Source organism: Variovorax sp. GW821-FHT09D05 (assembly GCF_059416325.1).
The window spans coordinates 81,517-103,823 of record NZ_JBWKOZ010000008.1 but is presented as its reverse complement, the minus strand read 5'-3'; the positions used below and the strand labels follow the sequence as shown (position 1 = coordinate 103,823).

The window sequence follows — 22,307 nt, the reverse complement described above, 5'->3', positions numbered from 1 at the left end:
TCCGCCGTTGCGTGAAACTCGCGGGTATTGTCCCGCGATCGAGGGGTGTCGAATCCTGTTTGTACGAGGGGTTTGGCGACCGTCGACGCACCGATTTGCTGAACTCGCCCGTGTCGAATTCCGTGTTTCGATTTGCCACCGTTTCAGGCCAGAGCATCCACTGGTTCCTGAAGCGGAATTGCTCGGTGACGCCGAGCCAGCTGGGCTGGCTCTACGCCTCGCTGTGCGTGGTATCGCTCGGCATCGGCACCCTGTTCTGGCTGCACGGTGCGCCGCTGGTACTGCCTTTCGCCTGGCTCGAACTGGCCGCTGTCGGATTTGCGTTCATGGTCTATGCACGGCATGCGACCGACGGCGAAAAGATCGCGCTGCAGGAAGGGCGGCTCGTCGTGGAGCTCGAGAACGGCGGGCACTACGAACGCACGGAATTTCTTCCGCACCAGGTGCGGATCGAACCCCAGACCGGCGATCGCTCGCTGATCGAGGTCTCGGGGCAGGGTCGATCGGTCAGGGTGGGGCGCTATGTACGCCCGGAGTTGCGTGCGGCGTTGGCCCGCGAGATTCGCATGGCGTTGCGTGGCGCCTGAGGGGGCTCGCGCAGTGCTGCACGGTTGGGTTTGTCGAAAAAATTGAAGAAACGTGAACACGATGAAGAGCATTTGGCGCAATAAGTACAGGCCGGCGAATCTGTTGCTGGCGGCCGGCGCGGCTTTCAGCAGCGCGGCGCACGCAGTCAACGATCTGCCCGGCGGCCCCTCGGTGCGCCAGTTGAATCTTCCGGTCGGCGTGACCAAGATCGCGCAGGAGCAGCATCTGCTCCACACGATCATGATGATCCTGTGCACGGTCATCTTCGTCGCCGTGTTCGCGGTCATGTTCTATTCGATCTGGAAGCACCGCAAGTCGGTCGGCCACAAGGCGGCCAACTTCCATGAATCGGTGGTGGTCGAGGTCATCTGGACCATCGTGCCCTTCCTCATCGTGATCGTGATGGCGCTGCCCGCCACCAAGGTGCTGGTGGCCCAGAAGGACACCACCAACGCCGACCTCACGATCAAGACCACCGGCTACCAGTGGAAGTGGGGCTACGACTACCTGAACGGCGAAGGCGAGGGCCTGGCCTTCATCTCCACGCTCGACAGCTCGCAGCGCGCCATGTCCGACGCAGGCGCCAAGGGCGCGATGCCCGACGACTACCTGCTCAAGGTCGACAACCCGCTGGTGGTGCCGGTCAACAAGAAGATCCGCATCATCACCACCGCGAACGACGTGATCCACGCCTTCGCCGTGCCGCAGCTGGGCCTCAAGCAGGACGCGATCCCCGGCTTCGTGCGCGACACCTGGTTCCGCGCCGAGACCGTGGGCGACTACTACGGCCAGTGCCAGGAACTGTGCGGCAAGGAACACGCCTACATGCCGATCCACGTGAAGGTGGTCTCGTCCGCCGACTACACGACCTGGGTGGCAGCCAAGCGCAAGGAAGCCGCCGCCAAGCTCGACGACCCGACCAAGGTCTGGGCGCTGCCCGACATGCTGGTGCGCGGCGAGAAGGTCTACGCCGCCAACTGCGCCGCCTGCCACCAGGCCAACGGCAAGGGCGCTGGCCCGATCAAGCCGCTCGACGGCTCCCCGAAGGTGACCGACGCCGATCACAAGATCCAGCTGACGGTGCTGCTCACCGGCCAGAACAACGGCGCGATGCCCTCCTGGAAGCAGCTGAGCGATACCGATCTCGCGGCAGTGGCCACGTACACCAAGAACAGCTGGTCGAACAAGACGGGCCAGCTGGTGCAGCCGGCCGAAGTGCTGGCCCTGCGCGCCAAGTGATGCGGCAGCAGCGCCCCGCGACGAAGAAATTGCAAGGAACAACGAAATGAGTGCAGTCCTCGACCCCCACGGTCACGCAGTCCCCGGCGACCACGCACACGACGAGCATCACGATCACCACGCGCCCACCGGCTGGCGCCGCTGGGTGTTCGCGACCAACCACAAGGACATCGGCACGCTCTACCTGCTGTTCAGCTTCACGATGCTGATGGTGGGCGGTGTGCTCGCGCTGCTGATCCGCGCCGAGCTGTTCCAGCCCGGCCTGCAGCTGGTGAACCCCGAGCTGTTCAACCAGTTCACCACCATGCACGGCCTGATCATGGTGTTCGGCGCCATCATGCCGGCCTTCGTGGGCTTCGCGAACTGGATGATTCCGCTGCAGGTGGGCGCCTCCGACATGGCGTTCGCGCGCATGAACAACTTCAGTTTCTGGCTGCTGATCCCGGCGGCGCTGATGCTGGTGGGCTCGTTCTTCATGCCCGGCGGCGCACCCGCTGCCGGCTGGACGCTGTACGCGCCGCTCACGCTGCAGATGGGCCCCTCGATGGACGCCGGCATCTTCGCGATGCACATCATGGGCGCCTCGTCGATCATGGGTTCGATCAACATCATCGTCACCATCCTCAACATGCGCGCCCCCGGCATGACGCTGATGAAGATGCCGATGTTCTGCTGGACCTGGCTCATCACCGCCTACCTGCTGATCGCCGTGATGCCCGTGCTCGCCGGCGCCATCACGATGACGCTGACCGACCGCCACTTCGGCACCAGCTTCTTCAACCCCGCAGGCGGCGGCGACCCGGTGATGTACCAGCACATCTTCTGGTTCTTCGGCCACCCCGAGGTCTACATCATGATCTTGCCGGCCTTCGGCATCATCAGCCAGGTGGTGCCGGCCTTTGCCCGCAAGCGCCTGTTCGGCTATGCCTCGATGGTGTACGCCACCTCGTCGATTGCCATCCTGTCGTTCATCGTGTGGGCGCACCACATGTTCACGACCGGCATGCCGCTCACCGGCCAGCTGTTCTTCATGTACGCGACCATGCTGATCGCGGTGCCCACGGCCGTGAAGATCTTCAACTGGATCGCGACCATGTGGCAGGGCTCGATGACCTTCGAGACGCCCATGCTGTTCGCGGTCGGCTTCATCTTCGTGTTCACGATGGGCGGCTTCACCGGCCTGATCCTGGCCGTTGCGCCCATCGACACGCAGCTGCAGGACACCTACTACGTGGTGGCCCACTTCCATTACGTGCTGGTGGCCGGTTCGCTGTTCGCCATGTTCTCGGGCTTCTACTACTGGGTGCCCAAGTGGACCGGCGTGATGTACAACGAAACGCGCGGCAAGGTGCACTTCTGGTGGTCGCTGATCTCGTTCAACGTGACCTTCTTCCCGATGCACTTCCTGGGCCTGGCCGGCATGCCGCGACGCTATGCCGACTACCCGATGCAGTTCGCCGATTTCAACGCCGTGGCGTCGGTCGGTGCGTTCTTCTTCGGCTTCGCTCAGGTGTACTTCTTCCTCTTCATCGTGCTGCCCACCATGCGCGGAAAGGGCGAGAAGGCCACGCAAAAGCCGTGGGAAGGCGCCGAGGGCCTCGAATGGGAAGTGCCTTCGCCGGCACCGTTCCACACCTTCGAGAACCCGCCCAAGCTCGACGCGACTGCCACCAAGGTGATCGGCTGATCACCCAGTGACTGAATCGAAAGCACGATGACACCCGAACAAAAAAGGAACAACCGTCGCATGGGGCTCACGCTGGCTTCCATCGCGGTGGTGTTCTTCATCGGCTTCATCGTTCGCATGGTCTGGTTCAGCGGCCGCTGAACCGCCACCCACGCAACGAACGGGAGCACACGCATGAGCCTCGGTCCACGCATCCGCCGCGCCAATGTCCGCATGGTCGGCAAGCTGGCTGTCGTGGCCTGCGGCATGTTCGCGTTCGGCTATGCGCTGGTGCCGATGTACCGCGCCATCTGCGAGATGACCGGCATCAACATCCTCGCGCTCTCCGAGCTCGAGGTGCCGGGCGGCGCCAGTGGCGGCAAGAACGTGCGCGTGCCCGACAACACGCAGGTCGACATGACTCGCACCATCACGGTCGAGTTCGACTCCAACGTGCGCGGCGGCCTCTGGGACTTCAAGCCCGCGGAGCGGACCATCCAGGTGCACCCGGGCCAGCTCAACACGGTGATGTACGAGTTCCAGAACGTGCAGAACCGCCGCATGGCTGCGCAGGCCATTCCGAGCTACGCGCCGCAGCAGGCTGCGCCGTACTTCAACAAGCTCGAGTGCTTCTGCTTCAACCAGTACACACTCGATCCGGGCGAGAAGAAGCAGTGGCCGGTCGCGTTCGTGATCGACCCCAAGATTTCGAAAGACGTGAAGACCATCACGCTGTCGTACACCTTCTTCGAAGTGGGCGGCAAGACACCCGCGGCGCCTGTGGCGGCCGTTTCGAACACTGCCAATGAGCCGCGCTCGTGACCGATCCGCAGAACCAGCCAAGGCCCCGGCCGAAGGCTTCGCTGTGGGACACAGTGAAGGCGGTGGGCTGGTCGTTCTTCGGTGTTCGCAAGAACAGCGCCTACCAGGAAGACCTGGGCAAGCTGAACCCGCTGCACATCATCGCGGTGGCGTTCGTGGCCGTGATCGTCTTCGTGGTCGCGCTGGTGCTGCTGGTGCGCCATGTGGTCGCATCGGCCGCAGCCTGACTGACGAAAAAGCATTCCGCGACAGCAAGCAGAATCCATTGAATCGAGAGAAGAAAGAAAGCCAGGAGCTGATATGAGTTCAACCACCCACGGCACCACGCCCTACTACTTCGTGCCCGGACCGTCGGCCTATCCGGTCTCGGCCGCGATCGGCCTGTTCTTCGTGATCCTGGGCGCCGCGCAATGGATCAATGGCCACGAGTGGGGCGCGTGGTCCCTGCTGGCGGGCATGGTGATCTGGCTCGGCACGCTGTTCGTGTGGTTCCGCACCGCCATCGGCGAAAGCGAGAGCGGCCAGTACGGTCACAAGGTCGACCTCTCGTTCCGCTGGAGCATGAGCTGGTTCATCTTCTCGGAAGTGATGTTCTTCGGCGCGTTCTTCACCGCGCTGTGGTGGGCCCGCACCCATTCGCTGCCCGCGCTCGGCAGCCTGGACAATGCGATCCTCTGGCCCGACTTCAAGGCTGTGTGGCCCAGCGTCGCCGCAGGCGCGACCGCTTCGCCGGCCGGCATCGTCGAGCCCTTCCAGACCGTCGGCCCGTTCTGGCTGCCCACGATCAACACCGCGCTGCTCCTGAGCTCGGGCGTGACGCTCACCATTGCCCACCATGCGCTGCGTGCCGGCCACCGTGCCCAAACGATCCGCTTCATGTGGCTCACCGTGCTGCTCGGCATGATCTTCCTGGGCGTGCAGGGCTACGAGTACCACCACCTGTACACCGAACTGAACCTCAAGCTCAGCTCGGGCACCTACGGTTCGACTTTCTTCATGTTGACGGGCTTCCACGGCCTGCACGTGTTCATCGGCATGCTGATGCTGCTGTTCATCACGCTGCGCCTGCGCAAGGGCCACTTCACGCCGGAGCGCCACTTCGGCTTCGAAGGCGCGGCCTGGTACTGGCACTTCGTGGACGTGGTCTGGCTCGGCCTCTACATGCTGGTCTATTGGCTTTGAGCGAAGAACCTCGCGGCATTCCACGAAAAAGGCGCCGTAAGGCGCCTTTTTCGTGGTTCTCGTGGAACGAGCACCATCTACTTGCCGAGCGGGAGTCCGGTGGGCTGGATGTAGCCGAGTTTCCAGGCGAGCAGCATGCAGAGGAACAAAAACACCGACAGGCCGATCCGAAAGGTGAGCGCTCGCGCCATGCCGCCGCTCTTGGCGCGCCCGTTGCGCCCGTCCTTCAGCATGAAGTACAGGGCGAACGCGAGGCTCGCGAAGATGCCCAGGAACACCAGGGCGACGAAATATTTCATGACCCGCATTATCGGCCGCACGCCCCGTTCTCTCCAGTGACCCCTGAACCCTTGTATTCCGAAGACCGGCGCCGCCCGGGCCGTTTCTGGCTGATCACCATCGCCGCCGTGCTGACCGTGGCGGCCACCGTTTCGCTAGGCCGCTGGCAGCTCTCGCGCGCCGCGCAGAAGGAAGCGCTGCAGGCCGACATCGACGCCCAGAAGCTCAAGCCGGCGCTGACCCAGGCCGAATTCCTGGCGCTGGAGAAAGCCTCCGACTCGCTGCACCGTCCGGTGCGCCTGCGCGGGCTCTGGCTGCCAACGCAGACCGTGTACCTCGACAACCGCCAGATGCACGGCACGCCCGGCTTCTACGTGCTGACGCCCTTCGCCCTCGAAGGCACCGAGCAGGCGGTGATGGTGCAGCGCGGCTGGATCCAGCGCAATTTCGTCGATCGCACGCAGCTGGGTGCGGTCGAGACGCCAGCCGGCATCGTCGAGGTCACGGGCCTGATCGAGCCGCCGCCGAGCCATCTGCTGGAGCTGGGCACGTCCGCACCGACGCCCGTGCCCGCCGCCTCTGCGCCCGCCACGGCAGCCTCCGCGCCGGCCGCCCCGGCACAGGCCGCCGAAGGGTATTCGCCCATCCGGCAAAATCTCGACCTGGAGGCCTTCCGTGCCGAGACCAAACTGCCGCTGCGCACCGACGTGTCGCTGCAGCAGAGCGGACCGGCTTCCGAGGGCCTGCAGCGCGACTGGCCGGCCCCGGCGCTGGGCCTGGAGAGGCACTACGGTTACGCATTCCAGTGGTTCGGCCTGTCGGCCCTCGTCGTCATCCTCTATGTCTGGTTCCAATTCATCACACCCTTCCGCCGCTCACGGCGCCGCGCACGCGATGGCCGCTTCTGACGAGCCGCTGGGCCTGACGGTGCATTCGATGCCGTCGCCCAACCAGGCGCTCGACGGTGCAGAGGGCCGGCGCACGGTCGTCGGGCGCTGGAAGATGATCGCCGTGATGCTGATGTGCGCGGCGCCGGTCATTGCCTCGTACTTCACCTACTACGTGATCCGGCCCGAAGGCCGCAGCGTCTATGGCGAGCTGATCGATCCGCAGCACGAGCTGCCGAAGCTGATCGCCACCGACCGCAACGGCGCACCGGTCGACTTCGCCACGCTCAAGGGCCAATGGCTGCTGGTGGCCGTGGCCGATGCGGCCTGCGACGCGCTGTGCGAGCAGCAGCTCTACCTGCAGCGGCAGTTGCGCGAAAGCCTGGGCCGCGAGAAAGACCGCATGGACCGCGTCTGGCTCGTGAGCGACGCCGCTCCCGTGCCTGAGCGCCTGAACAACGGCCTGCACGGCGCCACCGTGCTGCGCGTGCCGGCCGACCAACTGGCCAAGTGGCTCGCGCCTGTGCAGGGCCACTCGCTGGCCGAACACCTGTACGTGGTCGACCCGATGGGCAACTGGATGATGCGTTTCCCCGCCCGCATGGACGCCGCCGGCGCCGGCCGCGCCAAGCGCGACCTCGATCGCCTGCTGCGCGCCTCGGCGTCGTGGGACGAACCGGGCCGCTGAAACCTCGCATGGACACGAGCTCGCTCTACGATCTGAAGCCCATCGCCTGGCTCATGGCCGCCGGCGTGCTGATCGCGCTCGGCCCGCTGGTGTGGGTGTGGCGCCGCAACGCGGGCGCAGGCCCGGCGCGGCGGCTGCATGCGCTGACCGTGCTCACGCTGTTTCTCACTTTCGATCTCACGCTGTTCGGCGCCTTCACGCGGCTCACCGATTCGGGCCTGGGCTGCCCCGACTGGCCCGGCTGCTACGGCAATGCCAGCCCGGCCGGCGCACGCCACGAGATCGCGATGGCGCAAGCCGCACAGCCGACCGGCCCGGTGACGCACAGCAAGGCCTGGGTCGAGATGGTTCACCGCTACCTGGCAACGGGTGTCGGCGTGCTGATCCTCGTGCTGGCCCTGGCGACCTGGCTGGTGCGCTGGTGGCCTTCCATCGGGCCCAAGGCCGGCAACGCGCCGCAGCCTCCGCCTGCCATCGCGCAAGTTGTGCTGAATCCTTGGTGGCCGACGGCGACGCTCGTTGGCGTGAGCTTGCAAGGCGCATTCGGCGCGCTCACCGTCACCTGGAAGCTGTTCCCGGCCATCGTCACCACGCATTTGATGGGCGCCATCGTGCTGCTGGCGCTACTGTGCATCCAAGCGGTGCGCTACCAGCAGAGCGCGGCGCAGCGACTGCCCACGGCCGTGTCGCCCGCGCTGCGCAACGGACTGATCGCAACCACCGTCCTGCTCGTGCTGCAGATCGCGCTCGGCGGCTGGGTCAGCACCAACTACGCGGTGCTGGCCTGCACGCAGTTCCCGACCTGCCAGGACAGCTGGTGGCCAGCCATGAATTTCGCGCAGGGCTTCGAAATCTGGCGTCACCTCGGCGTGACCGGCGAAGGCCAGCCGCTCGATTTTTCCGCGCTCACCGCGATTCACTACGCGCATCGGCTGATGGCCTATGCCGTGTTCGTCGCGCTCGGCGTGCTGGCATGGCGCCTGCGCCGCATCGAGACACTCCGCCCGCAGGCGCGATGGCTCGCGGGCCTGGCGCTGCTTCAGCTGGCCACGGGCCTTGGCAACGTGCTGCTCGGCTGGCCGTTGGCCGCGGCCGTGCTTCATACCGGCGGCGCCGCAGCGCTGGCCGTTGTGCTCACCTGGGCCCTGTGCGAGAGCCGGCGCGACCTGGCGGCGCAGACTGCGCGCGCCAGTGACAATGCACCAGGTCACAACAACAATCAAAGGAAGGCCGCCGCGTGAGCACCCCGATCCCCGTTCAGCAAACCAGTACCGCGAATGTGCTGCGCCAGTTCTACGCGCTGACCAAGCCGCGCGTGGTGCAGCTGATCGTGTTCTGCGCGTTGATCGGCATGGTGCTGGCCGTGCCCGGCCTGCCTTCGTGGGCCGATGTGCAGCGCGCCGTGCTGGCCTGCATCGGCATCTGGCTGGTGGCGGGTGCAGCGGCGGCGTTCAACTGCCTGGTCGAGAAGGGCATCGACGCCAAGATGAAGCGCACCGCCTGGCGCCCCACGGCGCGCGGGCAGCTCAGCGATCTGCAGGCGCTGATTTTCTCGGCGCTGCTGTGCGCTGCCGGCTCGGTGCTGCTGTGGTTCACGGTCAATCCGCTCACCATGTGGCTGACCTTTGCCACCTTCGTCGGCTACGCGGTGATCTACACCGTGATCCTCAAGCCGTTGACGCCGCAGAACATCGTGATCGGCGGTGCGTCGGGCGCGATGCCGCCGGTGCTGGGCTGGGCCGCGATGACAGGCGACGTGGGGCCCGAGGCGCTGATTCTTTTCCTCATCATCTTCCTGTGGACGCCGCCGCACTTCTGGGCGCTGGCGCTCTACCGCGTGGAGGACTACCGCAAGGCCGGCCTGCCGATGCTGCCCGTCACGCACGGCAACGAGTTCACGCGGCTGCAGGTGCTGCTCTATACCTTCATCTTGTTCGCGGCCTGTCTGATGCCCTTCATCTACGGCATGAGCGGCTGGCTGTACCTGGCGGTTGCCGTCGCCGTGAGCATCGGCTTCACCGGCTATGCGTTTGCGCTGTGGCGCAACTACTCCGACACGCTGGCGCGCAAGACCTTCCGCTTTTCGCTGATCCACCTGAGCGTGCTGTTCCTGGCGCTGCTCGTCGATCACTACATTCACTGACCACGTTTCCATGAACAAGCGCAACGCTCTTCGACTGATTGCCGCGGGCGCCGGCTGGGTGGGCGTGACCGCCACCCTCGGCCTGGGCCTCTCGGCCTGCAGCGAGACCAAGCAAAGCTTCACTGCGGTCGACATCACCGGTGCCGACTACGCCAAGGACTTCTCGCTGAAGGACGCGGACGGCAAGGTCCGCACCATGGCCGACTTCAAGGGCAAGGTGGTCGTGCTGTTCTTCGGCTATGCGCAATGCCCCGACGTCTGCCCGACCACGATGACCGAGATGGCGCAGGTCAAGCAGCAACTCGGGAAGGACGGCGACAAGCTGCAGGTGCTGTTCGTCACGGTCGACCCCGCGCGGGACACGGCCGAGGTGCTCAAGGCCTACATGGGCGCGTTCGACCCGAGCTTCGTCGCGCTGATCCCGACGGCCGACGAGCTGGTCGCGCTCGCGAAGGACTACAAGGTCTACTACAAGAAGGTCGACGGCAAGACGCCGACCAGCTATTCGATGGACCACTCGGCCGCCAGCTACGTCTACGACACGCAGGGCCGGCTGCGGCTCTACGCGCGCTACGGCGCGGGCGTGCCGTCGATGGTGTCCGACCTGAAGACGCTGCTGGCTTCCTGAGAAGGGCTCCGGGCACATGGACGCCGGCTCGGTCGAGCACCTGAAAGGGCGCAAGGGGGCCTTCCGTATCGCGCTGATCCCACCCGAGGTGCTGGGTGCTCTCAACGACGGGCTGCTCGAAACCGTCAACCTCAACGAATTCATGGCGCTGGAGCTGCCCCGGCTGGCGCGCAGCGTGGCGGGGCACATCGGTCTCGATGCGCAGAGCGAACGGCTGGCAGACACGATCGCGATGCTGAGCGCCTTCAAGCCGATGCAGCGGCACGGGCACATCGCGCGTGCGCTCTACGACCTGACGGCGCTGCATGGCGAGCGCGATGCCGTCGCCCACCGGCTGGCCACGCACGCGAGCGACGTGGCCCGCTGCTGGGCCGCGCAGTGGGTCACGCTCTCGGGCCTGCCGCTGCCGGCGCAGCTGGAGGCGGTGCGCCGCTTCGCCGCCGACTCGCATTTCGGCGTGCGGGAAATCGCATGGATGGCGGTGCGCGACGCGGTCATCGAGTCGCTCGACGAAGCGTTCGCACTGCTGCAGCCGTGGGTGCTTGACGCCGACCCCAACATCCGCCGCTTTGCCAGCGAGCTCACGCGTCCGCGCGGCGTGTGGTGCGCGCAGATCGATGCGCTGAAGACCGAGCCGTGGCGCGCGCTGCCGCTGATCGAACCACTGCGCGCCGACCCCAGCCGCTATGTGCAGAACTCGGTGGCGAACTGGCTCAACGACGCGAGCAAGAGCCAGGGCGAGTGGGTCGACAAGCTCTGCGCGCGGTGGGTGGCGGAGTCGGACACGGCTGAAACCCGCTACATCGCCAAGCGGGCGATGCGGACGCTTTCCAAATGAAAAAAGCCCGGGATACCGGGCTTTTTCCTTGGAGGGCGACTGGCTTACGCGTAGTCCGCAAGCGCCTTCTTCATCTTCTTCATCGCCGCGACTTCGATCTGGCGGATGCGCTCGGCGCTCACGCCGTACACAGCGGCCAGGTCGTGCAGCGTCATGCCGCCCGAGCCGTCGTCGTTCACCTTGAGCCAGCGCTCTTCCACGATGCGGCGGCTGCGGTCGTCCAGCGCTTCGAGCGCCGTGGCGATGCCGTCGCTCGACAGGCGGTCGCGTTGCTGCGATTCGAGCAGGGCAGTCGGTTCCTGCGTGGCGTCGGCCAGATAGGCGATCGGGCCGAAGGTTTCGTCGCCGTCGTCGGACGGGCCCGGATCGAGCATGACGTCGCCGCCCGACAGGCGGGTTTCCATCTCGAGCACTTCTTCAGGCTTGACGTTGAGCCGGGTCGCCATCTGCGACACCTCGTCGGGGCTCAGCGTTTCGCGGTGCGTGCCGTTGTCGGCCGCAGCCGAGTCGGCCTTGAAGCCCTGCTTCATCGAGCGCAGGTTGAAGAACAGCTTGCGCTGGGCCTTGGTCGTGGCGACCTTGACCATGCGCCAGTTCTTCAGGATGTACTCGTGGATCTCGGCCTTGATCCAGTGCATGGCGTAGCTCACGAGCCGCACGCCCTGGTCGGGGTCGAAACGCTTCACGGCCTTCATCAGGCCGACGTTGCCTTCCTGGATCAGGTCGCCGTGCGGCAGCCCGTAGCCCAGGTATTGGCGGGAAATGGAAACGACGAGGCGCAGGTGCGACAGCACGAGCGCACCAGCGGATTCGAGATCGTTCTGGTCGCGCAGCTTGCGTGCGAAGCCCTGCTCTTCTTCGAGCGTGAGCATCGGCAGGCGGTTGGCGGCCGAAATGTAGGCATCCAGGTTGCCCAGCGGCGGAACCATCGACCATGGATTGGCGACGGCCAGCTGGTTGGCAGAGACTCCAGACAGCGTTGTCATCAGGGGAAACTCCTTTGTGTGGGCCATATTAGCACTCGGTTAGAGGGAGTGCTAAACCAAGGGTTCCCTTGAATTTCTATCGCCGGAATAGCCAATGGCTACCAGCGCACGCCCAGCTTTAGGAAAAGCTTGGACAGCACGAACAGAGGGCCGACCCACAGATATTGGATGTCTTCGAAGAACGAAGGCTTCTTGCCTTCGATCTTGTGGCCCACGAACTGAAAGATCCAGGCCACCACAAAGATAGCGGCTGAAATCGGCAATACAAGTCCGCCCATCGCATGCACCAGCGCCAGGGCCAGGGCGGTCAGCGCGAGCATGGTCAGCAGGAAGGCCGGGGCGCGCAGCAGTGCGTAGTAGACGAGGCTGGCGGCCACGAAACCGTAGGCTACCCAGGGATGGAGCGCGAACAGCAGCCCGACGATGCTCAGCATGATGGCCGGGATGGCCACGAAATGGATCAGCTCGTTGGTCGGGTTGCGGTGGCTCTCTTCATAGTGAGCGAGCAGGCGGTCGACCTTGCGGTCGGTCGATTCAAGGGGGGCGGCTGCGGTGTGCGTCATGACAAGTCTCCGTGGGCGCCGTTCGGTGCGGCGAGACTTTCGATGGTGCCCACAGAGAAGCCCGATGGCAAGCGCACATGCGATGCGAAATTGCTATCAAAAAAGTAGCATAAAGCACTACAGCCACGGCGGCTGCCATGACTTTATGCACTGTCACCAGAAGGTTACATCGCTAAGATCGGCGCGTGGCATCCTTCGACTCCCCACCCGCACCTCTGTCACCGGCCGCGGAGACTGGCGCGCCCGCCCGCCCGCCCAGGGCGATCCTGGTTGTGGACGACCACGACCTGCTGCGCCTGGGTGTCTGCGCGCTGGTCCAGGCGCAGGCCACCCCGTCCGGCGCGAACATCGAAGTCTTCGAGGCCGGCAACGTTGCGGACGCACTCGCGCTGTACGAAACCCACCAGGCTTCCATCGGCCTCGTGCTGCTCGACCTGGCCCTGCCCGACACGCACGGCCTGAGCGGCGTGGCCGAGTTCCGGCTGCGCTTTCCCGCCGCGCGGATCGTGGTGCTCTCGGGCACTGGCAACAGCACGCTGGCGCAGGGCGTGCTCGCGCTGGGCGCCGCAGCCTTCCTGCCGAAGTCGGCCGACCTGAAGGAGGTGGTGAGCTTCATCCGCGCCTGCGGCCTGCTCGATCCCGGCGCGGCGGAGGTGCCGCCACCGGCCGTGCCCAAATCGCTCACCGGCTATGCCGAGTTCGCCCACGCCAGCGCCTGGCAGGAACTCACGCCGCGGCAGATGCAGGTGCTGCAATGGGTGCTCGAAGGCAAGGCGAACAAGGAAATCGCGCAGCTCGCGAACCTGAGCGAAGGCACGGTGAAGAACCATGTCTCGACCATCCTGCTGCTGTTCGGCATGCGCTCGCGCGCCCAGTTGATCAGCACCCTGCATTGAGCGTGCAGCCCGACGCGTCGAACGACCCCTCCGCCGACCACGCACTCGGCCAGCGGGTGCTGCGGGAGCACGTTGCCTCGGTCTACAGCACCTACGGCGTCTCGACACTGACGCACATGGCCTTCGTGGTGGTGTTCGGCAGCATCATCTATTCGCAGCTGAAAGACCCGAGCCTGCTGTTCTGGCTGGCCGGGCTGCTGATGGCCGACATCTACGTGTTCTTCACGCCGCGCTGGAATCCGTCCCGGCCCGTGCGTGAAAGCGCGTACTGGGCGCGCAAGATTTCGCGCATGGTCACGCTGGTGAGCATGGTCACGGCGGTGGTGCCCTGGCTCATCGTGCCGCACGACAACCTGCCCATGACTTCGCTGCTGATGGCCGTGATCGTCGGCAGCTGCGCGCGGGCGGCGCAGTCGCTCTGGCCGCTGAAGCCGGCGCTCTTCGGCTACACGATGCCGATGTCGCTGGGCATGATCACCGCGCTGGCGTGGCAGGGCGACGGGCTGCACCTGTTCCTGGCGGCAGCCGGCGCGGCCTACCTGCTGCTGACGCTGCACGCGGGCGTCGGCCAGCACAAGCTGCTGACCGCGTCGCTCATGCTGCGCTTCGAGAACGAGGCGCTGGCCGCGCGGCTCGGCGAGCAGATCGCCGCCACCGAGCGCGCGAGCGAAGAAAAAACCCGCTTCCTGGGCACCGCCAGCCACGACCTGCGCCAGCCGCTGCATGCCATCGCGCTGTTCGGCGCCGCGCTGGAGAATGAACTGCGCGACCGCCCCGAGGGCCGCAACGCCGAGCGCCTGATGCGCGCGGTGAACGCGCTGGGCGCCTCGCTCGACACCATGCTCGACGTGTCGCGCCTCGACGCCGGCGTGATCACACCCGCGCCGCAGCCGGTGCAGCTCGACGCGCTGTTCCTGCCCCTCAACCACACCTTCGCGGCGCGCGCCGAGCAGAAGCAACTGCAGCTGCGCGTGCGCGCCAGCGGCCTGTGGGTACACAGCGACCCGCAGCTGCTGCACCGCATGCTGTCCAACCTGATCGACAACGCCCTCAAGTACACGGCCCGCGGCGGCGTGACGGTGATGGCGCGCGAGCGCGGCGACGCGGTGTGGATCGAGGTGCGCGACAGCGGCATCGGCATTGCGCCGGAGCAGTCGGGCCGGATCTTCGAGGAGTTCTATCAGATCAACAATCCGGGCCGCGACCGCTCGCGGGGGCTCGGCATCGGGCTGTCGATCGTGCAGCGGCTGTCGCGGCTGCTCGGGCATCCGGTGCAGATGCATTCGCGGCTGGGGCGGGGTACGCACTTTCGCGTGGTGGTGCCGGCAGTCAGTGCGGCGGCGCGCGAGCTGATCGGGGCGCTGGCGCCGGCCGCCACGGCCGACGCTGCCACCGGGCAGCGCCGCGGTCCGGCGCCAGTGTTGCCCGGGCGCGTGCTGCTGCTCGACGACGAACTGGAAATCCGCGAAGCCATGATGGGCCTGCTGCGCTCCCACGCAATCGACGCCCATGCGGTGGCGGACGAGGCCGGCGCTGCCGCTGCCCTGCGGCAGGCGAGCGGCGAGGGCCGCCCCTTCGATCTGTTGCTGTGCGACTACCGGCTGGCCGACGGCGCCGACGGGCTCGATGCGGGCCTGCGGCTCAGCCAGGGCCAGGGCGTGACGACGCCGCTGCTGCTCATCACCGGCGAGACCTCGCCTGACCGGCTGCAGCGGGTTCGCGAGTCGCAGGTGCCGGTGCTGTTCAAGCCGGTCGTGGCCGATTCGCTGTTGCAGGCGATGGCCGAAGTTGCCGTTGCCAGATGAGCCCATGACTTTCGGCACTGGCGAGCATTCGCTGCGCGCACTACCTTCGCTGCATTGCGTTCCCGCAAGAGAAGGAAAAGGGGAGAGGGAGAAAAAGCGAAGCGGTCCCGGCGCAAGCCGGGGCCGTTTTTTTTTATCCGAGCAGCGCCTGCGCGAATTCGCGGGCGTTGAAGGTTTCGAGGTCTTCGAGTTTCTCGCCCACGCCGATGAAATAGACCGGAATCGGCCGTTCGCGCGCAATGGCGCACAGCACGCCGCCCTTGGCCGTGCCATCGAGCTTGGTCACGATCAGGCCGGTGAGGCCCAGCGTTTCGTCGAAGGCCTTGACCTGCGCGAGCGCGTTCTGGCCGGTGTTGCCGTCGATCACCAGCAGCACCTCGTGCGGCGCCGTGGCGTCGGCCTTGGTGACGACGCGCTTGATCTTCTTCAGCTCGTCCATCAGGTGCAGCTGCGTCGGCAGGCGGCCGGCAGTGTCGACCAGCACCACGTCCTTGCCGCGCGCCTTGCCGGCGTTCACCGCGTCGAAACTCACGGCCGACGGATCGCCGCCCTCGTTGCTCACGATCTCGACCGTGTTGCGGTCGGCCCAGACCAGCAACTGCTCGCGTGCCGCGGCGCGGAAGGTGTCGGCCGCGGCCAGCAGCACCGAGGCGCCTTCGGTGGCCAGGTGCTTGGTGAGCTTGCCGATGGAGGTGGTCTTGCCCGCGCCGTTGACGCCGGCCACCATGATGACGGTGGGCGTGAACTGGCCGATCACCAGCGGCTTCTCGAGCGGCTTGAGCAGGTCGGCCACGGCCTCGGCCAGCAAAACCTTGACCTGCGCTGCGTCGGTGGCCATCTGGCGCTTGACGCGGCCGCGAAGGTCGTCAAGCAGGTATTCGGTCGCCTTGACGCCGGTGTCGGCCATCAGCAGGGCGGATTCGAGTTCTTCGTAAAGCGCGTCGTCGATCTGCGCGTTGACGAACACGGCCTGGATGCCGGTGCCGGTCTTGCGCAGGCCGGTCTTGAGCTTGTCGAGCCAGCCCTTGCGCTCGGTGGCGACGGCGATTTCGGCGGCGGGTGTGGGAACCGGCGCGGGAGCTTGGGTCGGAACAGGCGGTGGAACGAATGCGGGGGCTGGCGCGGGTGCCGCTACTGGAGTTGCGACAGGCGCTGGCGCCGGGGAGGGCGCTGGTGCTGGCGGCGCAGCAGGAGCCGGCGTTTCTTCGGCCGCCGGCTTCGAGCCGAACCAGCTCGAAGGCGAGAACACCGAGCGCGCCGGCGCGGCTTCGGGGGCAGGCGCCGGTGCGGCCGGCGGGGTGGGCGCCGGCGTATCGGGGGTTTCGGCAGGCGGTTTTTTCTTGAAGAAACTGAACATCAGGAGCTTTTTACAATCCGACCCATTCTATGAAACACCTCCCGCCACGCCGTGCTGCGTCTGGTGCGGTGCTGGCGATGGCGCTTCTGGCGCCATGGGCCATGCCTGCGCAGGCCCAGACTACCCAACCTTCCGCCGCCGCAGCCGCGGCGCCCGGCCCCCAGCAATTCACGCTTGCCAACGGCATGACGCTGATCGTCCAGCCCGACCGGCGCTCGCCCACGGCGGTGCAGATGGTCTGGGTCCGCGTCGGCTCCATCGACGAAGTCGACGGCACCTCCGGTGTGGCACATGCGCTCGAACACATGATGTTCAAGGGCACCAAGGACATCAAGCCCGGCGAGTTCTCGCGCCGCGTGGCGGCCCTTGGCGGCCAGGAAAACGCCTTCACCACCCGTGACTACACCGGCTACTACCAGCAGATTCCGGTCGGCAGCCTTGAGCAGGTGATGAAGCTCGAATCGGACCGCTTCGCCAACAACCAGTGGCCTGACGACGAGTTCAAGCGCGAGATCGAGGTGGTCAAGGAAGAACGCCGCCTGCGCACCGAAGACCAGCCGCGCGCGCTGCTCGGCGAACAGCAGAACGCCGCAGTCTTCACCGCCTCGCCATACCACCGCCCCGTGGTCGGCTGGATGAGCGACCTCGACGCGATGACGCCCGAGGACGCACGCGCCTTCTTCAAGCGCTGGTACGTGCCCGCCAACGCCGTGCTCGTGGTGGCCGGCGATGTCGACGTGGCCCAGGTGCGCGCCATGGCCGAGAAGTACTATGGCCGCATCCCGTCGAGCGCCGTGCCTGCGCGCAAGCCGCGCACCGAGCCGGCGCAGCGCGGCATCCGCCGCATCGAACTGAAGGCGCCGGCCGAGCAGGCGTATGTGTCGCTGGCCTTCCGCGTGCCGCAGCTCGCCAGCATCGACGACGCGAACAGCGACGCCTGGGCGCTGGTGGTGCTGTCCGCCGTGCTCGACGGCTACGCCGGCGCGCGGCTCGACCGCGCGCTCACCCAGGGCCCCGGCCGTGTCGCCGATTCGGCTGGTGCCTATTCGGGCTTCATGGGCCGCGGCCCGCAGCTCTTCGTGCTCGACGGCGTGCCGGCTGCCGGCAAGAGCGCCGAGGTGGTCGAGGCCGCGCTGCGCGCCCAGCTGGCGCGCGTCGCCAAAGAGGGCGTGGGCGAAGCCGAACTGGCCCGCGTCAAGACCCAGTGGGTGGCGAGCGAAACCTACAAGCGCGACTCGGTGATGGCGCAGGCGCGCGAACTCGGCAGCAACTGGGTCCAGGGCCTGCCGCTCGACGCCAGCGAGCGCATCGTCGCCCGGCTGCAATCCGTCACGGCCGCCCAGGTGCAGGCCGTGGCCGCCAAATACTTCGGTGACGACCAGCTCACGGTCGCCACGCTGCGCCCCCTGCCGCCCGAAGCCAAGCCCCGTGGCCGTGGCTTCGCGGCGCCCGCAGGCGAAATGCGCTGAAAGACAGGTCCCGTTCCATGAAAACTCTCAAGAAGATCGCCCAGTGCGCCCTGCTCGCGGGCGTCACCGCCATCGTGGGCATCACCAGCGCGCAGGCTGCGCTGCCCATCCAGCAGTGGACGCTGGCCAACGGCGCAAAAATCTACCTCGTGTCGACCAACGCGCTGCCGATCGTCGACGTGCAGATCGACTTCGACGCCGGCAGCCGCCGCGACCCCGCACCACAGGCTGGCCTGGCCAGCACCACCGCGACCATGGTCGAGAAGGGCGTGCGCGCCGGCAAGGGTGGCGAACCGGCGCTCGACCAGAACGCCCTGGGCGAAGCCTGGGCCGATCTGGGCGCCAGCTTCGACGTGAGCGCCGGCACCGATCGCACCAGCTATTCGCTGCGCACCCTGTCCGATCCGGCGTTGCTGAACAAGGCGGTGGCGCTGGCATCGCGTGAGATCGGCGAGCCGGCATTTCCCGACGACGTGTGGCTGCGCGAGCGCGAACGCATCAACGCGGCCATCAAGGAAGCCAACACCAAGCCCGCGACCGTTGCGGGCCGCGCCTTCGCGCAAGCCGTGTACGGCGTGCACCCCTACGGCCAGGAAGTGACGGAAGAAACGCTCGCGCGCATCGACACCGCCGCCATGCGCCAGCGCTACCAGCAGCTGATCGTGCCGTGCCGCGCCAAGCTCAGCATCGTGGGCGCCGTGACGCGTGCCGAGGCCGAGACGATCGCGACCACGCTGCTGTCGCGCCTGCCCGGCCCCGAGGCTTGCACGCCGCTGCCTGCCGTTGGACCAGTGGCCGCGCTCACCGCGCCGAAGGACGAGCGCATTTCCTTCGACTCGGCACAGGCCCACGTCTTCATCGGCCAGCCCGGCTATCCGCGCAAGGACCCGGACCACTTCGCGCTCACGCTCGGCAACTACGTGCTCGGCGGCGGCGGCTTCGTCTCGCGCCTAATGAACGAGGTGCGCGAGAAGCGCGGCCTGACCTACAGCATCTACAGCGGCTTCGCGCCGGGGCTCGAGGCGGGCGCCTTCCGCGTCGGCTTCCAGACCCGGCCCGACCAGGCCGAAGAGGCGGTGAGGATGTCGCGCGAAGTGCTCGCAAAGTTCGTGGCCGAAGGCCCGACCGCCAGCGAACTGAAGGCCGCGAAGGACAACCTGATCGGTGGCTTTCCTCTGCTGCTGGACAGCAACCGCAAGCTGATCGGCAACGTTGCCAACATCGCCTGGCACGACCTGCCGCTGGATTACCTCGACACCTGGACCGCGCGTATGAACGCGGTTACGGCGGCCGACGTCAAGGCGGCCTTCCAGCGCAAGCTGCAGCCCGAGCGCATGGTGACGGTGGTGGTGGGCGGCAAGGAAGCCAAGACGACCGCCAAGGCGCAGCCCTGAGCGGCGGTCACACCACCAGGGCGTGCGGGCCACTGCTGGCGGCAGCCCGCACCGCCACCCCAAGTCGTTCGAGCAGCCGCGGCGCCGCCCGCGCCTGCTGCCAGTAGAGCGGCACCGGCAGCGTCGAGCCGGGCACCAGTTCAACCAGCCTGCCGTCTTTGATTGCACCGGCCACCATGCTGGCCGGATGCATACCCCAGCCCATGCCCGCGCACGCCGCCTCGACGAATGCGTTGGGCGAAGGGATCCAGTGCCGCGGCGTCTCGACATTGCGGTGGCAGATGCGCCGCACCCAGCGCGTCTGCAGCCGGTCCTTGCGGTCGAACACCAGGCTCGGGGCGTCCGCCAGCGTGCGGGCGCCCACGCCCTTGGAGAAGTGTTCACGCACGAACGCGGGGCTCGCGGCCGCCACGTAGTGCATCGTGCCCAGCGCCTCGCTGTTGCACCCCGCCACCGGTTGCGCCAGCGCGGTGACCGCCGCGAACACCGCGCCGCTGCGCAGCCGCTCGGCCGTATGGTCCTGGTCGTCCACCGTGAGGTCGAGCAGCGCAGCCTGTTCCTGCGTGGCGAAGGCAGCGGCGGCAGCCACGAACCAGGTCGCAAGGCTGTCTGCGTTGACGGCCACCCGCACCGTGACGCGCTCGTCGCCCGCTTCGTCGCCGCCCATGCCGAGGGCAGGCAGGGCCTCGCGCAGCTCGTGTTCCAGCATGCCCACGCGCTCGACGTGCCGGCACAGTTGCAGCCCAGCCTCCGTTGCGACGCAGGGCTGGCCGCGCACCAGCAGCGCGCCGCCGGTGCGCTCTTCGAGCTGCCTGATGCGCTGCGACACCGCAGAGGGCGTGACGTGCAGCGTGCGGGCGGCGCGTTCGAAGCTGCCCTCGCGTACGACGGCGGCAAGGGCGTTCAGCGCGGCGTAGTCGAGCATGGTGATGAAGTAAAACTGAATCGGATTAAGAAAGTTTAGTTTGAATTAATCCTGAGCGGGCGGCATCCTCGAAGCATGCAAGCCGTACACGTCACCACTGCCTTCGCCAACGGGCTCTTCATGAGCCTGGTCCTCATCGTCGCCATCGGCGCGCAGAACGCCTATGTGCTGCGCCAGGGATTGCGCCGGGAACACGTGGGCGCGGTGGTGCTGTTCTGCGCGGCCAGCGACGCGGTGCTGATCGGCGCCGGTGTCGCCGGCATGGCACAGGCGCTGCAGGGGCGGCCGATGCTGGCCACCGTGCTCGCCGGGCTCGGTGCGGCCTTTCTCTGCGGTTACGGGCTCAAGGCGCTGTGGCGCTCGCGGCAGCCCGCCGCGCTGCAGACCACGGCGCAGGGCGTCTCACTGTCGCGCGTGGCCGTGGTGGCGCAGGCGGCCGGCTTCACGCTGCTGAATCCGCACGTCTACCTCGACACGGTGCTGCTCGTGGGCAGCGCGGGCGCGCAGTACGCGGGGCTGCTCAAAGTCTGGTTCGTGGCGGGCGCCGCCACGGCGAGCGCGCTGTGGTTCACCTCGCTGGGCTTCGGCGCGCGGCTGCTCGCACCGGTGTTCGCGCGGCCGCGTGCCTGGCAGATGCTCGATGCGCTCATTGGCGGCACCATGCTTCTGCTGGCCGCCATGCTGGCACAGCGAGCGCTCGCAGGGCTCTGAAGGTCCTATGAGGGCGCGCATGCGGCGGCGTTAAGCTCGCCGCATGCCCCAGAAAGCCGCCCCCGCCTCCCGTCCCGCAGCACCCAAGCCCAAGCGCCCGTCGAAGCCCAGCGAGGTGCGCATCATCGGCGGCGAATGGAAGCGCACCCGCCTCGCCGTGGCCGACAAGCCCGGCCTGCGCCCCACACCCGACCGCGTACGCGAAACCCTGTTCAACTGGCTCGCAAGCCTCGCAGGCGCTGGTGGCGGCGAACTGCCGGGATGGCACTGCGTCGACGCCTTCGCGGGCACCGGAGCGCTCGGCTTCGAGGCCGCCTCGCGCGGCGCGGCGAATGTGCTGCTGTGCGAGCAGGACGCCGCGCTGGTCGCGCAGCTCCAGGCCGCCAAGACCAAGCTGAGCGCCGAGGCTGTGCGCATCGAGCGCGGCAACGGCGTCACAGCCCTCGAACGCGCGCCCTCCGGCAGCCTCGATGCCGTGTTCCTCGACCCGCCCTTCGACAGCACAGCCCTCTACGAACCGGCCCTGCGCGCCGCCGCGCGTGCGCTGCGTGCCGGCGGCTCGGTGTACCTCGAAGCACCGCGCCGCTGGAGCGATGAAGAACTGGCCGCCTTCGGCCTTGTCGGTTTCCGTTACCTGAAGGCCGGCGCAGTGCACGCCCATCTGTTGCGGCTGGCTGCCGAGGGGACTGCATAATCCGCCGAACAAGCCGCACCGGCAGCATGAGGAAGAAGCAACCATGGCCAGCAACGTCATCGCGGTTTACCCCGGCACATTCGACCCCATCACCCTCGGCCACGAGGACGTGGTGCGCCGTGCCACCCAGCTCTTCTCCAAGGTGATCGTCGCCGTCGCGGCGGGCCACCACAAGAAGGCGCTGTTCACGCTGTCAGAGCGCATGGACATGGCCCGCGAGGCCGTCAAGCCCTACAGCGACCAGGTCACCGTCGAGAGCTTCTCGGGCCTGCTGCGCGACTTTGTCGTCGCGCGCGGCGGCAAGGCCATGGTGCGCGGCCTGCGCGCCGTGACCGACTTCGACTACGAGTTCCAGCTCGCGGGCATGAACCGCTCGCTGATGCCCGATGTCGAGACCGTGTTCCTGACCCCCAGCGACAAGTACCAGTTCATCTCCAGCACCTTCGTGCGCGAGATCGCCATGCTCGGCGGCGAAGTCCACAAGTTCGTCTCTCCCAACGTGGAGCAGCAGCTGGCGGCCAAAGTCCGCAGCCTCGGCCGTGAATAA

25 protein-coding genes are annotated in these 22,307 nt (G+C 67.0%); 20 read left to right on the top strand and 5 right to left on the bottom strand.

Features of this window, described 5'->3' with window-relative positions; translation table 11 throughout:
* The first annotated feature begins 110 nt into the window (after positions 1-110).
* The 7 genes from AC07O3_RS22020 to AC07O3_RS21990 all read left to right on the top strand — a co-directional run bounded on the left by AC07O3_RS22020 (position 111) and on the right by AC07O3_RS21990 (position 5,497).
* Complete coding sequence (locus AC07O3_RS22020) at positions 111-587, top strand: DUF2244 domain-containing protein (protein ID WP_093057649.1); 477 nt, start codon at positions 111-113, stop codon at positions 585-587.
* 61 nt (positions 588-648) lie between these two features.
* Entirely contained in the window at positions 649-1,827 is a 1,179-nt protein-coding gene (coxB, locus tag AC07O3_RS22015; protein ID WP_093079525.1) for a cytochrome c oxidase subunit II, read from the top strand.
* A 46-nt stretch (positions 1,828-1,873) separates the two neighbouring features.
* Positions 1,874-3,514, top strand: coding sequence for a cytochrome c oxidase subunit I (gene ctaD / locus AC07O3_RS22010; RefSeq protein ID WP_093057627.1), 1,641 nt, complete (start codon positions 1,874-1,876; stop codon positions 3,512-3,514).
* Positions 3,515-3,541: 27 nt separating this feature from the next.
* A complete protein-coding gene (locus AC07O3_RS22005; protein ID WP_019656111.1) occupies positions 3,542-3,655 on the top strand; it encodes a cytochrome oxidase small assembly protein in 114 nt (37 codons plus the stop codon).
* 33 nt (positions 3,656-3,688) lie between these two features.
* Entirely contained in the window at positions 3,689-4,315 is a 627-nt protein-coding gene (locus tag AC07O3_RS22000) for a cytochrome c oxidase assembly protein (protein ID WP_093057628.1), read from the top strand.
* Complete coding sequence (locus AC07O3_RS21995; RefSeq protein WP_093057629.1) at positions 4,312-4,542, top strand: DUF2970 domain-containing protein; 231 nt, start codon at positions 4,312-4,314, stop codon at positions 4,540-4,542. Before AC07O3_RS22000 ends, AC07O3_RS21995 begins: the two co-directional genes overlap by 4 nt.
* A gap of 73 nt (positions 4,543-4,615) precedes the next feature.
* Entirely contained in the window at positions 4,616-5,497 is an 882-nt protein-coding gene (locus AC07O3_RS21990) for a cytochrome c oxidase subunit 3 (protein WP_093057630.1), read from the top strand.
* Positions 5,498-5,574: 77 nt separating this feature from the next.
* Here the strand turns inward: AC07O3_RS21990 and AC07O3_RS21985 are convergent, their stop codons facing one another.
* Positions 5,575-5,805: a twin transmembrane helix small protein gene (locus AC07O3_RS21985; RefSeq protein ID WP_093057631.1), complete on the bottom strand. Its 231-nt coding sequence runs from the start codon at positions 5,803-5,805 to the stop codon at positions 5,575-5,577.
* A 27-nt stretch (positions 5,806-5,832) separates the two neighbouring features.
* Here AC07O3_RS21985 and AC07O3_RS21980 point away from each other — a divergent pair, with 27 nt between their 5' ends.
* Genes AC07O3_RS21980 through AC07O3_RS21955 form a run of 6 tightly spaced genes read left to right on the top strand, consistent with a single transcriptional unit; the run spans position 5,833 to position 10,960 of the window.
* The gene (locus tag AC07O3_RS21980) at positions 5,833-6,684 is read left to right on the top strand and encodes an SURF1 family protein (RefSeq protein WP_093057632.1); all 852 of its coding nucleotides are present in this window, start codon (positions 5,833-5,835) and stop codon (positions 6,682-6,684) included.
* Entirely contained in the window at positions 6,671-7,351 is a 681-nt protein-coding gene (locus tag AC07O3_RS21975; RefSeq protein ID WP_093057633.1) for a redox-active disulfide-containing membrane protein, read from the top strand. Before AC07O3_RS21980 ends, AC07O3_RS21975 begins: the two co-directional genes overlap by 14 nt.
* An 8-nt stretch (positions 7,352-7,359) precedes the next feature.
* Positions 7,360-8,592: a COX15/CtaA family protein gene (locus AC07O3_RS21970; protein WP_093057634.1), complete on the top strand. Its 1,233-nt coding sequence runs from the start codon at positions 7,360-7,362 to the stop codon at positions 8,590-8,592.
* A complete protein-coding gene (gene cyoE, locus AC07O3_RS21965) occupies positions 8,589-9,494 on the top strand; it encodes a heme o synthase (RefSeq protein ID WP_093057635.1) in 906 nt (301 codons plus the stop codon). The genes AC07O3_RS21970 and cyoE overlap by 4 nt, the downstream gene beginning before the upstream one ends.
* Before the next feature lie 10 nt (positions 9,495-9,504).
* Positions 9,505-10,122 (top strand): SCO family protein, encoded by a 618-nt coding sequence (locus tag AC07O3_RS21960; RefSeq protein ID WP_093057636.1) that lies wholly within the window; start codon positions 9,505-9,507, stop codon positions 10,120-10,122.
* Between the two features lie 16 nt (positions 10,123-10,138).
* On the top strand, positions 10,139-10,960 hold the full coding sequence (locus AC07O3_RS21955; RefSeq protein WP_093057637.1) for a DNA alkylation repair protein: 822 nt from the start codon (positions 10,139-10,141) through the stop codon (positions 10,958-10,960).
* A gap of 44 nt (positions 10,961-11,004) precedes the next feature.
* On the opposite strand, the gene rpoH is transcribed toward AC07O3_RS21955, so the two are convergent.
* Positions 11,005-11,946 carry an RNA polymerase sigma factor RpoH gene (gene rpoH, locus AC07O3_RS21950; RefSeq protein WP_093079510.1) on the bottom strand — a complete coding sequence of 314 codons (942 nt, stop codon included), beginning with the start codon at positions 11,944-11,946 and terminating at the stop codon, positions 11,005-11,007.
* A gap of 98 nt (positions 11,947-12,044) precedes the next feature.
* Positions 12,045-12,509 (bottom strand): Mpo1 family 2-hydroxy fatty acid dioxygenase, encoded by a 465-nt coding sequence (locus AC07O3_RS21945; protein ID WP_426390305.1) that lies wholly within the window; start codon positions 12,507-12,509, stop codon positions 12,045-12,047.
* 185 nt (positions 12,510-12,694) lie between these two features.
* Between AC07O3_RS21945 and AC07O3_RS21940 the strand changes: the two genes are divergently transcribed.
* Both AC07O3_RS21940 and AC07O3_RS21935 read left to right on the top strand, forming a co-directional pair.
* Positions 12,695-13,405 carry a response regulator transcription factor gene (locus tag AC07O3_RS21940; RefSeq protein WP_495340340.1) on the top strand — a complete coding sequence of 237 codons (711 nt, stop codon included), beginning with the start codon at positions 12,695-12,697 and terminating at the stop codon, positions 13,403-13,405.
* Positions 13,406-13,407: 2 nt separating this feature from the next.
* On the top strand, positions 13,408-15,210 hold the full coding sequence (locus AC07O3_RS21935; protein ID WP_256216916.1) for an ATP-binding response regulator: 1,803 nt from the start codon (positions 13,408-13,410) through the stop codon (positions 15,208-15,210).
* A gap of 133 nt (positions 15,211-15,343) precedes the next feature.
* Here AC07O3_RS21935 and ftsY read toward each other — a convergent pair whose 3' ends face one another.
* Positions 15,344-16,567, bottom strand: coding sequence for a signal recognition particle-docking protein FtsY (gene ftsY / locus AC07O3_RS21930; protein ID WP_495340339.1), 1,224 nt, complete (start codon positions 16,565-16,567; stop codon positions 15,344-15,346).
* A 29-nt stretch (positions 16,568-16,596) separates the two neighbouring features.
* On the opposite strand from ftsY, the gene AC07O3_RS21925 reads away from it, so the two are divergent.
* Together AC07O3_RS21925 and AC07O3_RS21920 are read left to right on the top strand one after the other, a co-directional pair.
* The gene (locus tag AC07O3_RS21925) at positions 16,597-18,036 is read left to right on the top strand and encodes a M16 family metallopeptidase (protein WP_495340338.1); all 1,440 of its coding nucleotides are present in this window, start codon (positions 16,597-16,599) and stop codon (positions 18,034-18,036) included.
* Between the two features lie 17 nt (positions 18,037-18,053).
* Positions 18,054-19,430 (top strand): M16 family metallopeptidase, encoded by a 1,377-nt coding sequence (locus tag AC07O3_RS21920; RefSeq protein WP_495340337.1) that lies wholly within the window; start codon positions 18,054-18,056, stop codon positions 19,428-19,430.
* 7 nt (positions 19,431-19,437) lie between these two features.
* Here AC07O3_RS21920 and AC07O3_RS21915 read toward each other — a convergent pair whose 3' ends face one another.
* Positions 19,438-20,355, bottom strand: coding sequence for a LysR family transcriptional regulator ArgP (locus AC07O3_RS21915; RefSeq protein WP_495340336.1), 918 nt, complete (start codon positions 20,353-20,355; stop codon positions 19,438-19,440).
* Between the two features lie 75 nt (positions 20,356-20,430).
* Between AC07O3_RS21915 and AC07O3_RS21910 the strand changes: the two genes are divergently transcribed.
* Genes AC07O3_RS21910 through coaD form a run of 3 tightly spaced genes read left to right on the top strand, consistent with a single transcriptional unit; the run spans position 20,431 to position 22,307 of the window.
* Complete coding sequence (locus tag AC07O3_RS21910) at positions 20,431-21,066, top strand: LysE/ArgO family amino acid transporter (RefSeq protein ID WP_093059916.1); 636 nt, start codon at positions 20,431-20,433, stop codon at positions 21,064-21,066.
* A gap of 43 nt (positions 21,067-21,109) precedes the next feature.
* Positions 21,110-21,760, top strand: a complete 651-nt coding sequence (locus AC07O3_RS21905; RefSeq protein WP_495340335.1) for an RsmD family RNA methyltransferase — start codon at positions 21,110-21,112, stop codon at positions 21,758-21,760.
* Positions 21,761-21,803: 43 nt separating this feature from the next.
* Positions 21,804-22,307, top strand: a complete 504-nt coding sequence (gene coaD / locus AC07O3_RS21900) for a pantetheine-phosphate adenylyltransferase (protein WP_081269908.1) — start codon at positions 21,804-21,806, stop codon at positions 22,305-22,307.